This is a genomic window from Bacillus sp. ABR, from assembly GCF_056172715.1.
This window is the reverse complement of the sequence record NZ_JAOYSL010000001.1, coordinates 695,560-709,689: the sequence shown is the minus strand read 5'-3', so window position 1 is coordinate 709,689 and position 14,130 is coordinate 695,560. Positions and strand designations below refer to the sequence as shown.

The window sequence follows — 14,130 nt, the reverse complement described above, 5'->3', positions numbered from 1 at the left end:
CTATATATTTAAATTGACCAAGCGAGTGATTCTAAGAATGCATATACATCCTGATGAACCTTCTCCCGCTCTTTATCAAGCGTGATAACATGGCCCGATTCTTCATACCACTTTAAATGTTTTTCATCTGTCTCTACTTCGTTATAAATAATGTTTGCACTGTCTGTATTAATCATATGATCATGACGTGCCTGAACAACAAAAGTAGGTGAATAAATCATGTCAACATTGTTTCTGACATCTGCAATGAGTTCTTGCAGGCCTTTGAGCGTACCCATTGGTGTTTTCTTGAACTCTTCCATCTCTTGCTCAATTTGATCCTCAGACTTACCCTCGAATTTTTTATAGTTACGGGCATAATCTAGTACACCCTGATACATGACTTCTTCACTTTTTATGTACATAGGTGCACACATAGGTACAATTCCCTTTACAGGTACAGTGTAACCTAATTTCAATGAAAAAACTCCTCCGAGGGATAGTCCGCAAACCGCAATCTCCTCATAGCCCTCATCTTTTAAGAATTGATAGCCTTCTTCTACATCTTTCCACCAGTCAGACGGGCCTGTATGGACAAGCTCTTCTGGCGGCACACCGTGTCCTTTATATTGAGGTCCATGGCATGTATATCCTCTTTCGTTCAAATAACGACCAAGCATTCGAACATCGGCTGTATTCCCAGTAAAACCGTGAAGAAGAAGCACCGCCTTTTCTCCACCTTTAAATGTGAATGGTTTTGGTGTAACAACTTTCATGATGTGACTTCCTTTCCTTCTGATATGGTTTATATTTTCCACTTGTATGTATGAAACAAACACAAAAGAGTGCTGATAATAAAAAAAGGTCTGAAAAAAAATCAGACCTTCTGTTACTCGCGCTTTACACGCCTAAATATGCCAATGCAAGTGTTAAGATGAAGAAAAGCACTGACAAAATAACCGTTAATCGGTGAAGAATCAAGTCAAGGCCTCTCGCTTTTTGTTTACCGAAAAGCTGCTCGGCTCCACCTGAAATAGCGCCTGACAGTCCAGCACTTTTACTTGATTGTAGTAATACAACGATGATAAGTGCGATACTGACAATTACGAGTAATGTGATAACAAATGCGTGCATGAAAACACCTCCAGACAAACTGGTACACATAACTTTATTTTACATGAAAACAAGGTGCATGTCACGAAACATCAAAATAAAGATTTCCTATATATTGTCGACTTGATTCGTTATTTTGATACAATTTCGTTCCAAAGTGCTGGTTGCAGCATTTTTATATGCAATTTTTCGGTTAAAAACTCATTTTTAATGAGTTGCTTCTTCCTTCAATAGCTGTTTTAATTCTTCTAACAAACGTTCAGCTCCTTCAGGACTCAGCATCACGCTTCCATTTCCATAGCTTTTGTTGTACTTCGTCACTTGTCCCGTTAGCAGGCAGCTCTTATCTGCATCATATTTTTTCAGCATAATGGTTTGATCTTCAATGAAAATTTCTAACAGCTGCTCTTCTTTAATATTGAGTACCTTGCGCATTTCTGAGGGCAGAACAATTCTGCCGAGAGAATCAATTTGTCTGACCATCCCAGTCCTTTTCAATGACATTTCCTCCTTGGTGATGATATCAATCATTGACTTTTGTCAACATTTTCATAGTAAAATAGATCTTCAAATTTTTTATCAAAGTAATGAATCATTTTGCCAATGACAAGCTGTCCTGGTTTCCGGTGACCATTTAATACCCTGCTAAGTGTGGCAGGAGAGATGCCAATTTCATCAGCGAGCTGATTTAAAGACATATCGTTCTCGATCATATACTGCATGACAAAAGCCCGCCTGATCTGAATCTTTTCGACCATCATTACAACCTCCTATGGAATCAATATGTACAACATGTAAGGCTCTCACATCAAGCAGATTCATTAACTTATGTCAACACTTTTACCCCTCTGCTATTTCCTTTGGTCAATGATCATACTAAAATAAGTCATATACTGAAATGTGAGGTTCGATGTCATGAATCACTTTGGTGAACAATTACGCATTTTAAGAGAAAATAGAAAAATGTCGGTCAATCAACTTGCCATGTATTCAGGTGTAAGCGCTGCTGGTATTTCTCGTATTGAAAATGGAAAGCGCGGTGTGCCAAAACCTTTAACCATAAAAAAATTAGCACACGCCTTGAAGGTGCCTTATGAGGATTTAATGCTGCTTGCCGGTCATATTGAACAGGAACAAGTTCATGAAATGAAACCGAAATATGAGTCCATGTTAAAAATCTATCAAACGGCGCTTCAAAAGGATGTAGAACATCTTCCCATTTTTGACGGGGACAAATGGGAAAGGCTCTCCGCACAAGACATCAGCCAGCTGAATGAATACTTTCTCACGCTCATCAACCAAAAAAAGGCGAACAAATAGCGGGGCATAAACCTAATGTACATCCACCATTAACTAATGTCAATATTTTCATGGTATACTTATTGCCAATAGTCAACAAATCAAGTAAAATAGACATATCGAATCTATAACCATGTGAGGTTTTGCGTTGATGAACTTTGGTGCATATTTAAGAGCATTACGTGAAGAAAAGAAGCTGTCAGTGAACCAATTAGCGATGTATTCTGAGGTCAGCGCTGCCGGTATTTCTCGTATTGAGAACGGAAAACGCGGCATTCCGAAACCTCCTACGATTAAAAAGCTAGCTGGTGCGTTAAAGGTACCTTATGAAGACATGATGCAGGCTGCGGGCTATATTGAGGAAGTCTCTCCTGTCCATCAGATCAAGGAAGAGGATCTGGCTTTATCCAAAATAAAGGAAGCCGCAGCGAAATACGAACTTGATGATCTCGAAATATTTGATGGTGACATATGGTCAACCCTTTCGAAAAAAGAAATAGAGGACCTCAACCGCTATTTGTTATTTATGTTAAACAGCCGGTCGTCCTCATAAATGTTTTCATCATTGACAAGCTTTTTGCGCCGATTTATGACAGATTTACGGTATAATGGGTTCAGATTGGAGTGAAGGAAGATGAATCAATCTGACTTGTGCCCGCGGTTTGAAAAAGCAGTTGAGTTATTGAGCAAACGCTGGGTGGCACTGATTGTTTTTCAGCTTCTCTCAGGTCAGCAGCGCTTTAGTGAAATTGAGGCGGCTCTGACAAATTTAAGCGGAAGAGTATTATCTGAGAGATTAAAAGAGCTGGAGGCAGCAGGTATTGTAAAACGGGAGGTTTTTGCTGAAACACCCGTGCGCATAGAGTATTCTTTAACAGATATGGGGCGTTCACTTGCACCCGTTTTTGAAGAAATTGCGAAGTGGTCCTCTGAATGGATTACGCTTGAATCATAAAATACATGCATGTGAACTGCCTGATCATCATAAAACAACCTCCCTTACAGATGTAAGGGAGGTTTTGTCTTTTCAACCGCTTAAGCAGATGTGATGTTTTTTTCAGCTAACGCTTTTCTTTCTTTTTTCTTGTTTGTCGGGCTTAAATAGCGTTCGAGCCAGCCCATGACAAGGTCAGCAATGATAGCCATGAGTGCCGTTGGGATCGCACCTGCTAAAATGATGGCTGTTCCGTTTGTGGCGTTTGATCCTCTGATGATGATATCACCAAGACCTCCCGCGCCCACAAATGTTCCAATCGCTGTAATACCGATGGCAATGACCAGTGCGGTTCTTAAACCTGCCATAATGACTGATAAAGCAAGCGGTAATTCAACCATTCTCAGCACTTGCCATTTCGTCATGCCCATCGCTTTACCTGATTCTAAATAGGCATGTTCAATGCTGACAATGCCTGTATACGTGTTTCGGATGATCGGCAGAAGCGAATACAAAAAGAGTGATAGGATGACTGTATTTGCGCCAAGTCCTAATACAAGCATCAACACGGAAAGCATCGCTAATGCCGGTATCGTTTGAATGACGTTGGTAATGGCGAAGACCCAATTGCTCAGCTTGCGGTAATGCGCCACAAAGATGCCTACTGGAATCCCGACAATCGCCGCAAACAACACCCCATACGCCGACATGAGAAAATGCCGATAAAATTCTTCTAACACATATGAACCGTTCTGCTGATAATACGTCCATAATTGCTGCAGTGTGTCCATCAGCCGTGACACCTCCCCATCTTACTCAAAGTAATTGTGTTTTTTCAGGAAATTCTTCGCAACGGTTGCTGGTTCTTGAAGCTCGCCGTCGACTTGATAGTTCAACTCTTGCATTTGTTCTGTATCGATTTTTCCGATCAGCCTGTTGATCACCTTATTAAGCCCTGGATTTTCTTTTAAGACTTTCTCCGGGACTACTGGCGATGCATCATATGGCGGGAAGAAACGTTTATCATCTTTTAAAATTTTAAGGTTATAGGCCTTGATTCGTCCATCTGTAGAATAGGCAAGCACAATATCCATTTTTTCATTTTTTAATGCATCATAGACTAAACCAATTTGCATCGGATATGTGCTGCCAAATTTAATTCCGTATGTTTTCACAAACCCTTCATAGCCGTCGCCTTTCTTTTTGAGCCATACGTTATCGACACCAAAACGGTAATTGTTCGCATTCTTTTTCAAATCAGAAACCGTTTCTAACTTGTTTTCCTTCGCCATCTTCTGCGTCACGGCAAAGGCATACGTATTATCAAACCCATAAGAATCAAACCATTTGTAATCATATCGTTTCTTAAATTCTTTTTGGACAATCTCCATCGCACGCTCCGGGTCTTTTTCTGCATCCATTCCAAGCGTACTTGTTAAATCCGTGCCTGAATATCTTGTGGCAGAGATGTCAACGTCTCCGTTTTCCATTGCTTTCTGCTGCACAGTGTTGGAGCCTAGGTTTTTCACAATGGTTGTCTTTTTATCTGTGTAATGTTCGATCATATCGCCAACCATATAGGCCATAATTTCTGATTCGGTAAAGTTTTGTGCTCCGATTCGCAGCGTGCCCCCTGAGGAGCCGGCTAGTCCAGGAAGTGAACAGCCGCTTATCAATAGCAAGCATCCGGCAAGCAGTGCACTGATCCATTTTGTTTTTCGATTCTTCACATAAGCCAACTCCTTATGAAACTTCCTTCAATCCTTTTAAGCCTTCTGGTGTTACTTTTTTCTCCAGCTTCATTAATGATAGGTCGATGATGACTGCTAAAATCGTGACTGGGATCGCACCTGCAATAATAAATTCCGGCTGATACAGCTGAAGTCCAATCAAAATGTAGTCACCTAGACCGCCTCCACCGATAAAGGCTGCAAGTGTTGTCCAGCCAATTAAATAAATCGTTGACGTTCTGACACCTGCCATAATGACCGGTACAGCAAGCGGGAGTTCAACAAGACGAATTTGTTCCCATGTTGTCATCCCGATTCCTTTACCGGATTCAAGCAAGTTTTTGTTCACACCTTGGACCCCGGCATACGTATTTCTTAAAATAGGTAAAACCGAATAGAAAAAGAGAGCAACGATTGCAGGTATTTTCCCAACCCCCAAAATAGGAATAAAAAAGGCAAGAATCGCTAAACTAGGGAGTGTTTGAAAGATATTCACGATACCGATGATAAAGCCTGCGCCTCGTTTCATTCGTGTGAGAACCACACCTAAAGGAACGGCAACAAGAATACCAAGCACAACAGCAATTAAGGAAATATATAAATGCTCCCACATTTTTGTGAGGAGTTCCCCACCATTTTTCTCTAGAAAGTCGATGATTTGATCCATGTGTACACCTCCCTTAATTCATTTCAGTGACAGCCGCCGGCGTATCGTCTCCCCAAATGGAGTCGTACACAACATCTACAAGACTTGCACGTGTCACAATGCCTTTTAAGTGCCCTTCTGCATCCACAACCGGTACATATTTAATGCCGCGTATTAAGATTTTCCGGACAGTGTCTCTTAGAAGTGCGCCTTCTTGTACGGTATAGAACTCTGTATTTAAAATATCACCAACAAAAGCTGCTTTTCTGCGGTTCGCATCGATTGTTTCAATATCGATATAGCCTTTTAACACATGATGTTCATCTACTACAAGCAAGGAATCGACCCGCTTTTCTCTCATGATGTAGATGGCATCTGTTAATGTTTTTTCAACTGTAATGGTGACTGGTGACGTGTTCATCATTTGTTCTACACGTTCCATGTTCGGGTTCGATTGAAGCAGTCGTTCTTTTCCGATGAATTCTTCTACGAATTCATTGGCAGGGTTCCGCAGAATATCGTCAGGCGTACCTACTTGGACAATCTCTCCATCTTTTAAAATCACAATTCGATCAGCTAGTTTAATGGCTTCGTCCATATCATGGGTGACGAATACGATGGTTTTATTTAACGTTTTTTGCAGTTTCTTAAATTCTTCCTGCAATGAATCTCGAGTGATTGGATCAAGTGCGCCAAACGGTTCATCCATGAGGATCAGAGGGGGTTCCGCTGCTAGTGCGCGAAGAACACCGATGCGCTGCTGCTGTCCTCCGCTGAGTTCATGAGGGTAGCGTTCTAAATATTCTGGTCCCATGTCGACAAGCTTCAGCAGTTCACGTGCTCGTTCTTTTCGTTTTTCTTCCGGCCATTTTAACAGCTTTGGAACAAGTGAAATGTTTTGTGCGATGGTCATATGGGGGAACAGTCCAATTTGCTGAATTACATAGCCAATTTCTCTTCTTAATTGAACTGGATCTTTTTTCATAATATTTTCTCCCTCGATGAAGATGTTTCCTGAGGAAGGTTCGATGAGTCGGTTGATCATCTTCATGGTTGTTGTCTTACCACAGCCACTCGGTCCAATAAAACAAATAAATTCTCCTTTTGCTATTTCTAAATCAATATTTTTGACAGCTTTTTTTCCGCCTTTATACGTCTTAGATACATTCTCTAGTTTCAGCAAATGAGACACCTCCAATTAGTCGGATCAATATTTTCAGAAAATTTACACCTTATTTATTATAGTGCAAACTTTATAAAATAAAAAGTTTATGATGTGTTTGTATTGCATAACATTTATTTAAAATTTTCAGTTAATGTCCTGCTAGATAGAGATCTCTCCTTTTTCCTCCAAATTACGAGCAAATACTCAATATTTATTGTTTTCATCAACAAACAGGTATATGATATATTGTGTTACAAATTGTCAGTCGTGAAGGGATGAATCGGGGAGTGGACAAGCAAGCGTTAGGCGCCATTCAAAAAGCACAGGATCATTATATTGAAAAAGCTGCCGAGAACATGAATGCCTTTGGTCTTTCTTCTACAGTAGGTAGAGTGCTTGGTATCATTCACATGAACCGTAAACCAATGACGCTTGGAGAGCTATCAGAGGCGACAGGCATGAGCAAAACGAGAATGAGTCAAGTCGTTCGAGAAATGCTCGATTTGAATATTGCGGAAAAGGTTTATGAAAAAGGAATACGTAAAGATCTTTATGACGTTGAGCAAGATCAATACCAAACGTTTATTTCCTTGTTTGCAGCCAATTGGTCCCGAGTTGTCAGCAAAAACCGCAAAGCACATAAGAAAACGTGCAAGGAATTGCTGGAATTGCTTGAACAGGACGACCTGCCAGAAGAGACAGAGGATAAAATCAATCTGCTTCTTTCAGAAATCAAGGAAAGTCTTGATTACTATGATTGGATTAGCCGCTTAATTGAATTCTTTGAGAGTGAAGAAGTATTTAAGCATGTGCCGAAACCTTAAAAAAAGCTGTTTTATTTTACATCATTGTAGAAAAAAACAGCTTTTTTATATACACTTATGACATAAACATCGGAAACATCCCTTTTAAGCCCGCACCAATCATTTCAACTGCCACTACAGCAAGAATTAATCCCATTAAGCGCGTCACGACATTCATCTCTGTTTTCCCCATTTTTCGCATAATGAAACTTGAATAATGAAAGGCATAAAAGGTCATCGCCAGTACGATGACAATGCCGATTAAAATCGCAAACATGTGAAGCATCACTTGACTTCCCGGGGTTAAGCTCATCACTGTAGCGATTGTACCGGGACCAGCGATGATCGGGATCGCCAGCGGCGTAACCGAGACATCCGCCTTTTCTTTGCTTTCTGCCTTTTCCTCAGAATGAGGGTTTTGGACATGTGACTCCTTTGCATTCAGTAAATTGTAAGCGATACCAAAAATGAAAATACCTCCGGCGATGCGGAGTGCATGAATATCGATCCCAAACAATTTGAAAATGAGCCTCCCTGCCAATAAAAAGGCAACCAAAATAATGAAAGAGACCACAATGGCTTTTTTGGCTGTTTGGGAGCGTTCTTTCTCTGTATATCCTTCAGTTAAGGTGATAAAAAGAGGCACGTTTCCAATGGGGTTTGATACAGCAAATAATGAGACCACGACATGAATCATAAAGGAAATCAACAGACACCCTCCTTTTTTCTTAGTGTCTGCCAATCTGATGTGAATATTCCCTTAGGATGTTAAAACCTGTATATATTTAACCGATGATAATAAAGGTTTAAAGAAAGGGGAATGACACATGAAAAAAACGATCACCATCATCCTTTTATGTGCTGTGGTTTTAGGAGCAGCCGGCTGGATTGTTTGGCAGCAGCAGTCCATCCAAGCAGCAGAGGAAAAACATCAGCAAGAAAGCAAAACAAACACTGAGCAGCTTTCGAAGTTAAAATCAAATCAAGCAGATATGAAGCATAAAAACGAAGATCAAAAAAAGAAACTGTCTACCATCACGAAAAAGCTCAAAAAAGAAAAGAAAGCCTATCAAAAAGAAGTCAAACAGCGTAAAGCGCTTGAGGCAAAAATCGACCAGCTTCAAAAAGAGCTGACAGCAGCGAAAGCCACAGCTCAAGCGAATAAGCAGACTTCACAGACTCCAAGGAAAACAACTGTCAAAAAAGACCCAAATGTCACCCACAATCCGCCCTCACAATGGGTACAGGATCAATATGATTGGGGTGTGAAACAAGGATATATTAAAGAATAGAAAGGATGAAAAACATGATACACATTCGGCCATTGTCAGGTGATCAATCTGCCCCTATGGATCTTTTACTCTTAGCTGATCCTTCAAAGGAAAAGGTACTTGAATATGTGCAATCCGGCTCTTGTTATGCCGCTTATCATGAACAGGACGTGATTGGTATCTATGTGCTTTTATCTCTGTCTCAGCAGACAGTCGAAATTATCAACGTCGCCGTGAAGGAATCATGGCAAGGAAAAGGAATTGGAAAACAGCTGATCCACCATGCCATTGCTGAAGCGAAAGCCGCCGGCTTTCACACGATTGAAATCGGCACAGGTAACTCGAGTATCCAGCAGCTCGCACTTTATCAGAAATGCGGCTTCCGCATGACATCTATTGACCACGATTTCTTTCTTAAGCATTATGATGAACCGATTTTTGAAAATGGCATTCAGTGTATGGATATGGTACGGCTCTCACTCACTTTGCAAGCAGACTGATGTTTTGTTCCGTCTGCTTTTTTTTATGTTCTGCGCTTTTTCACCACATGCTTCACATATTGAATAAAAAAATAGAGCACGGCGCCAGCTAAAAAGCAGACCACACATCCAAAGAGCGTCGCCTCTGAACTGAATTGATACTCTTCAATTTTCATGATATAAAATGGCATGCCAAACATTGATGGACTTGATTCAACAGGATTGACCTCTAGCAGCAGTAAAAAAACAGGGGTCATAAACACAGCAAATACATACAGCATCGCAAGTGTTAAACCGCTGGAAAACGAATGAAATACTTTAATCATCTCTTTCTCTCCTTCATCTCTTTTAAACTGGCTGTGATATTTTTCCCGTCTGGGCAAGCTGGATGCAGCATCACCGTATTTAGTAAAGAAAAAAACAGCAGTTGATGACTTACCGGATGCTTCCATATCATAAAAAGCACAATCGAACAAAGCACCGGAAAGAGCGGGCCTGCAAGTGCCACCATCATATTGAAGCTCGGCCGGACAAATTTCTCATGGACGACCGCCACATGCTTCCAATCAATCGTTATCACAAAATCAAAGAGCGGTCTTTTTTCGATTTTGTTACACACCATCACCATCAGCATATGACCAAGTTCATGTATCAGCACAACCGCTAGGAAACTACACACAAGCTCTATCATCGCAAGACAGGCCTCTTTAACATGACCGCATATATACAGCTGAAAAATGCAAGTGAACCTAACAGATAGGCGGTGGCGAGAAGATACACATCTGTTGAAAGCCACTTCAATAAAAGCATATCGATGAAGCTGAATACAGCAATCATCATTACGATGACAAACAGTTTATTAAACTCACTGATCTTCACGATAAATCCGGTACAGGCCGCCATGACAGTGATCAACAAAATGGACAAACTTGCAAGGACATGGCCTTCACTTTCAATGCCTATCACTATAGATGCAAACCCAATAAACACAAAATATATCAACAAATTAATAGCGTAATAAAATAAAATTCTCGACAATAAATAAGCGCCCTTTGATGTATTTAACATAAAGATGGCCCTTTGATTCATATGATATTCTCTGCCAATCATCAGCGGAAGCATGATCAATATTTCCTTTAACGCATACTGCACAATAAAGGCATACAGCCAGCCGGTTTCTACCGGTGTAAAAACAAATGGCAGCCCCGCCGTTAAACAAACGAGAAATAAAAACAAAATGCCCTGTTCTTTAAAAACAACTGACCGGCTGAAATAGACCAATTCCTGCCGCAGGTGCGTCAGAAAGGAAGATTTCGTTCTGATTTTCTTATAAGAAAACGACTTCACCTCTGTTTTCAGCTGCAAAAACATCCAATGGACATAAGAAGCCGCTAACCCCTTCAGCCATAGCCAGCCTGCGCTTAAAAGGATCATTAGAAATATGAGATAGACTGGTGGCCATACGCGGATCATCTCCATTGCTTTTTGCAAAAGGAGAAACACCAATAGATTCAGCACCGCAAAGCCAAGCGTTTGCAGCAGCAAATGCTCTTTTGTTTTTGATATGAAATGGCTCACAGCAATCCGCATTAACATCCAAGAAGCAAGCGCAAGCAGCGCCAGTACACAGCAAGTCATGCACACAACCGTTATCCAATACAGAGATGGCGTAACACCGCTGATCAAAAGGCCTAATACAATCGGTAAAAAAAGCAGTCCAACCACGAGGAAACAAAAGAGCATCGGAAAGAAATATACACAAAGGACAAATGGCACACTTTGTATCGCACTATTCAAAAAGTAGAATTGATATTCCTGGCGCTTTAATTTATTGCGGGATAACACAATGCCTACGCTTAAAAGTAAAAGCGTCATTTTCATCAATTGGAGGTATAGAGCAGCCGGCTCGCTTTCTCCTGCCTGCATGAAAAAGCGCAGGCTGATAACGACGTATATCGCATACATGAGCAAGAAAAAAGCCGCGGCTGCGAGAAGCTGTATAGGGTACTTTTTTGCGAGCTGCTTGACTTTCGCTGTCAGCATCCCCCATTCTATTTTATGAAGAACGTGTCGTGTCCAGATCATTGAGTAACCTCTCCACCTGCATATAGTAATCTCGATTCACTTCTTTATAAATCTCTTCAAGTGCCTGATGAGGAAATGTCTGATTCGTTTCTTGGCGGGACATATCCAGCTTGACATATCCATTTCTCAAGATCATGAGATGGTCATAAAGCGTATCACCAAAACTCAAATGATGGGTTGAAATGAGAATGCCAGCGCCTTGCTCTCTCAGCTTCATGAGCACCTTTTTTAAGATGATCATCATATCTGGATCAAGTCCGTTTGTTGGCTCATCGAACACATAATAATCACATGGCCTGAGGAGCTGGGAAATGATCTGTGTTTTCTTTTGATTGCCATGAGACAGCTGAGCGATAGGCTGATCCATATACGCCCCCAGCTCAAACAGATCAATAAACGTCTCTTCCCGTGTGACATCTTGCTCATTTGGCAGCTGAAGTAATTGAAAGTATTCCCTCGGCGATAAATAATCGAACAACGAATGATCGTCAGGAATATAGGAAACATGTTTTTTCAACAAGGAGATATGTTCTGAGGATTGAAAGTTCAGCTGTTTACCATGTAAAGTGACGCATCCTATAAATGGCGTCAGCCCAAACATGGATTGGATCATCGTCGTCTTTCCCGCACCATTATGCCCCAAAAGCAGCAGCATCTGCCCTTTCTCGACACTTATTTGAATATTGCGGAGAGAGAAGGTGCGGCTATATGTTTTTTCTTTTAATTGTAATGTCAGCATCATATCCCTCCGTTTGATTCAGATAGAACAGATGACCTTGCATCTGTTCTCATCCCTGTTAATAACCACACTGGATTTTAACGTACATGCCTAATAATTTGAACTCTCCTAAAAATTTCGAGCCCCGTCCAAAGGTCTTGCATGCCCAAATCAATGCTCCAAGTGAAATAATGCCCAATATAGCGGCAAGGACATAAATCCAAAATGCGTTTTTCTGTACATTCTTAGAAGTTAGAATTCGTTGCTTCCTTTCATCATATGCCGCCAATAGGTGAAGAATATACATATACATACCTATTGGAAAACGAAGGCTAAAAGGATTCAGCATCTCATCACCCCCTAATATATGTAAAATGATACCACCCCCTTACAGAAAGCATAAGTTCATTTCAGATCATATTTTTAGACGAATTTTCATGATTTAGTGCTTATAAATGGAGGGGGTTTTGACTTCTTCTCTAACTGAAGGAGGAGGTTTTACAGAAATAGGATAAGTCAAATGAATTAGCCAGCGGATTTCGCTCAACAAAAAAAACGCTGCGTCCCGCTCTCATGAAAGAGTGGAACGCAGCGCATAGCTGACATTATTTATTCAAGTTATAGAATGTTGCAATGCCGTGATATTGTGCTGTTTCAGCCAATTGATCTTCGATGCGAAGTAATTGGTTGTATTTCGCCACACGGTCCGTACGAGACGGAGCACCTGTTTTGATTTGTCCAGCGTTTGTTGCAACAGCGATGTCTGCAATTGTGCTGTCTTCAGTTTCACCAGAACGGTGAGAGATGACTGCTGTGTATCCTGCGCGTTTTGCCATTTCGATTGCATCAAATGTTTCAGTTAATGTACCGATTTGGTTTACTTTGATCAGGATAGAGTTACCGACACCATTTTTAATACCTTCAGAAAGCTTCTTCGTGTTCGTTACGAATAAGTCATCTCCTACTAGCTGAACCTTGCTGCCAAGGCGTTCAGTTAATAGTTTGTGACCTTCCCAGTCGTTTTCATCAAGGCCGTCTTCGATAGAGATGATTGGGTATTTCGATACCATATCTTCATACCAGTCAACCATTTCAGCAGATGTTTTCACAACACCTTCGCCTGATAAATGATATTTACCGTCTTCTTTGTTGTAGAACTCAGAAGATGCAGCATCCATTGCAAGTTTCACTTCTTCACCTGGTTTGAAGCCAGCTTTTTCGATCGCTTCAACGATTGTTTGAAGTGCTTCTTCGTTAGAACCAAGGTTTGGAGCGAATCCACCTTCGTCACCTACAGCTGTGTTTAAGCCTTTTGCACTTAATACAGATTTCAGGCTATGAAAGATTTGAGCGCCCATGCGAAGTGCTTCACGGAAGTTTGGAGCACCTACAGGCATAATCATGAATTCTTGAATGTCTACGTTGTTATCCGCATGCTCTCCACCGTTGACGATGTTCATCATCGGTACTGGAAGCGTTTTGGAGTTGAATCCACCAAGGTATTGATAAAGTGGAATTTGTAAGAAATCAGCAGCCGCACGTGCTACAGCGATAGATACGCCAAGGATTGCGTTTGCGCCTAATTTCCCTTTGTTTTCTGTTCCGTCAAGTTCGATTAACATTTTGTCGATCGCTACTTGTTCTGTTACATCAAAGCCTAAAAGCTCTGGTGCAATGATTTCGTTTACGTTGTTTACAGCTGTCAGAACACCTTTTCCAAGGTAACGGTCTTTGTCTCCGTCACGTAGTTCTACTGCTTCATATTCACCAGTAGAAGCACCACTTGGAACAAGCGCACGGCCAAAGCCGCCAGATTCTGTGTAAACTTCTACTTCAACTGTTGGGTTACCGCGAGAGTCTAATACTTCGCGTGCATATACGTCAACAATGTATGGCATTTTTAATTTC

21 protein-coding genes are annotated in these 14,130 nt (G+C 41.0%); 6 read left to right on the top strand and 15 right to left on the bottom strand.

Features of this window, described 5'->3' with window-relative positions; translation table 11 throughout:
- Window positions 1-8 precede the first annotated feature (8 nt).
- The 4 genes from OIT90_RS03505 to OIT90_RS03490 all read right to left on the bottom strand — a co-directional run bounded on the left by OIT90_RS03505 (window position 9) and on the right by OIT90_RS03490 (window position 1,853).
- Window positions 9-755: an alpha/beta hydrolase gene (locus OIT90_RS03505; protein ID WP_474892251.1), complete on the bottom strand. Its 747-nt coding sequence runs from the start codon at window positions 753-755 to the stop codon at window positions 9-11.
- 124 nt (window positions 756-879) lie between these two features.
- A complete protein-coding gene (secG, locus tag OIT90_RS03500) occupies window positions 880-1,113 on the bottom strand; it encodes a preprotein translocase subunit SecG (RefSeq protein WP_003212746.1) in 234 nt (77 codons plus the stop codon).
- A gap of 186 nt (window positions 1,114-1,299) precedes the next feature.
- Window positions 1,300-1,590, bottom strand: coding sequence for an AbrB/MazE/SpoVT family DNA-binding domain-containing protein (locus OIT90_RS03495; protein ID WP_047202977.1), 291 nt, complete (start codon window positions 1,588-1,590; stop codon window positions 1,300-1,302).
- 29 nt (window positions 1,591-1,619) lie between these two features.
- The gene (locus OIT90_RS03490; RefSeq protein WP_024719830.1) at window positions 1,620-1,853 is read right to left on the bottom strand and encodes a helix-turn-helix domain-containing protein; all 234 of its coding nucleotides are present in this window, start codon (window positions 1,851-1,853) and stop codon (window positions 1,620-1,622) included.
- 154 nt (window positions 1,854-2,007) lie between these two features.
- Here OIT90_RS03490 and OIT90_RS03485 point away from each other — a divergent pair, with 154 nt between their 5' ends.
- From OIT90_RS03485 to OIT90_RS03475, 3 genes are all read left to right on the top strand, one after another.
- Window positions 2,008-2,412, top strand: a complete 405-nt coding sequence (locus OIT90_RS03485; protein WP_034660010.1) for a helix-turn-helix domain-containing protein — start codon at window positions 2,008-2,010, stop codon at window positions 2,410-2,412.
- Window positions 2,413-2,542: 130 nt separating this feature from the next.
- Complete coding sequence (locus tag OIT90_RS03480; protein WP_039181476.1) at window positions 2,543-2,944, top strand: helix-turn-helix domain-containing protein; 402 nt, start codon at window positions 2,543-2,545, stop codon at window positions 2,942-2,944.
- A gap of 81 nt (window positions 2,945-3,025) precedes the next feature.
- Window positions 3,026-3,346: a winged helix-turn-helix transcriptional regulator gene (locus tag OIT90_RS03475; RefSeq protein WP_474892250.1), complete on the top strand. Its 321-nt coding sequence runs from the start codon at window positions 3,026-3,028 to the stop codon at window positions 3,344-3,346.
- Window positions 3,347-3,426: 80 nt separating this feature from the next.
- Here the strand turns inward: OIT90_RS03475 and OIT90_RS03470 are convergent, their stop codons facing one another.
- Genes OIT90_RS03470 through OIT90_RS03455 form a run of 4 tightly spaced genes read right to left on the bottom strand, consistent with a single transcriptional unit; the run spans window position 3,427 to window position 6,884 of the window.
- Window positions 3,427-4,116 carry an ABC transporter permease gene (locus tag OIT90_RS03470; RefSeq protein ID WP_034280931.1) on the bottom strand — a complete coding sequence of 230 codons (690 nt, stop codon included), beginning with the start codon at window positions 4,114-4,116 and terminating at the stop codon, window positions 3,427-3,429.
- Between the two features lie 21 nt (window positions 4,117-4,137).
- A complete protein-coding gene (locus tag OIT90_RS03465; protein ID WP_039181479.1) occupies window positions 4,138-5,055 on the bottom strand; it encodes an osmoprotectant ABC transporter substrate-binding protein in 918 nt (305 codons plus the stop codon).
- Between the two features lie 13 nt (window positions 5,056-5,068).
- Window positions 5,069-5,722, bottom strand: a complete 654-nt coding sequence (locus OIT90_RS03460) for an ABC transporter permease (protein ID WP_034280933.1) — start codon at window positions 5,720-5,722, stop codon at window positions 5,069-5,071.
- A gap of 13 nt (window positions 5,723-5,735) precedes the next feature.
- Window positions 5,736-6,884: a betaine/proline/choline family ABC transporter ATP-binding protein gene (locus tag OIT90_RS03455; RefSeq protein ID WP_039181485.1), complete on the bottom strand. Its 1,149-nt coding sequence runs from the start codon at window positions 6,882-6,884 to the stop codon at window positions 5,736-5,738.
- 269 nt (window positions 6,885-7,153) lie between these two features.
- On the opposite strand from OIT90_RS03455, the gene OIT90_RS03450 reads away from it, so the two are divergent.
- Entirely contained in the window at window positions 7,154-7,690 is a 537-nt protein-coding gene (locus OIT90_RS03450; RefSeq protein ID WP_024426065.1) for a GbsR/MarR family transcriptional regulator, read from the top strand.
- Window positions 7,691-7,745: 55 nt separating this feature from the next.
- Here OIT90_RS03450 and OIT90_RS03445 read toward each other — a convergent pair whose 3' ends face one another.
- Entirely contained in the window at window positions 7,746-8,378 is a 633-nt protein-coding gene (locus tag OIT90_RS03445; RefSeq protein ID WP_058837609.1) for a MarC family protein, read from the bottom strand.
- A gap of 118 nt (window positions 8,379-8,496) precedes the next feature.
- Here OIT90_RS03445 and OIT90_RS03440 point away from each other — a divergent pair, with 118 nt between their 5' ends.
- Together OIT90_RS03440 and OIT90_RS03435 are read left to right on the top strand one after the other, a co-directional pair.
- Complete coding sequence (locus tag OIT90_RS03440; RefSeq protein WP_144490073.1) at window positions 8,497-8,961, top strand: hypothetical protein; 465 nt, start codon at window positions 8,497-8,499, stop codon at window positions 8,959-8,961.
- Between the two features lie 14 nt (window positions 8,962-8,975).
- Entirely contained in the window at window positions 8,976-9,440 is a 465-nt protein-coding gene (locus tag OIT90_RS03435; RefSeq protein WP_144494124.1) for a GNAT family N-acetyltransferase, read from the top strand.
- 23 nt (window positions 9,441-9,463) lie between these two features.
- On the opposite strand, the gene OIT90_RS03430 is transcribed toward OIT90_RS03435, so the two are convergent.
- The 6 genes from OIT90_RS03430 to eno form a co-directional block, all read right to left on the bottom strand.
- Window positions 9,464-9,745, bottom strand: coding sequence for a hypothetical protein (locus OIT90_RS03430; protein ID WP_474892249.1), 282 nt, complete (start codon window positions 9,743-9,745; stop codon window positions 9,464-9,466).
- Window positions 9,742-10,110, bottom strand: a complete 369-nt coding sequence (locus tag OIT90_RS03425) for a hypothetical protein (protein WP_151284826.1) — start codon at window positions 10,108-10,110, stop codon at window positions 9,742-9,744. Before OIT90_RS03425 ends, OIT90_RS03430 begins: the two co-directional genes overlap by 4 nt.
- The gene (locus tag OIT90_RS03420) at window positions 10,107-11,504 is read right to left on the bottom strand and encodes a hypothetical protein (protein ID WP_151284827.1); all 1,398 of its coding nucleotides are present in this window, start codon (window positions 11,502-11,504) and stop codon (window positions 10,107-10,109) included. Before OIT90_RS03420 ends, OIT90_RS03425 begins: the two co-directional genes overlap by 4 nt.
- Entirely contained in the window at window positions 11,476-12,243 is a 768-nt protein-coding gene (locus OIT90_RS03415; RefSeq protein ID WP_474892248.1) for an ATP-binding cassette domain-containing protein, read from the bottom strand. The genes OIT90_RS03420 and OIT90_RS03415 overlap by 29 nt, the downstream gene beginning before the upstream one ends.
- Window positions 12,244-12,301: 58 nt before the next feature.
- A complete protein-coding gene (locus tag OIT90_RS03410) occupies window positions 12,302-12,571 on the bottom strand; it encodes a hypothetical protein (RefSeq protein ID WP_144490063.1) in 270 nt (89 codons plus the stop codon).
- Between the two features lie 256 nt (window positions 12,572-12,827).
- On the bottom strand, window positions 12,828-14,120 hold the full coding sequence (gene eno, locus OIT90_RS03405) for a phosphopyruvate hydratase (RefSeq protein WP_003212752.1): 1,293 nt from the start codon (window positions 14,118-14,120) through the stop codon (window positions 12,828-12,830).
- Between the last annotated feature and the right edge of the window lie 10 nt (window positions 14,121-14,130).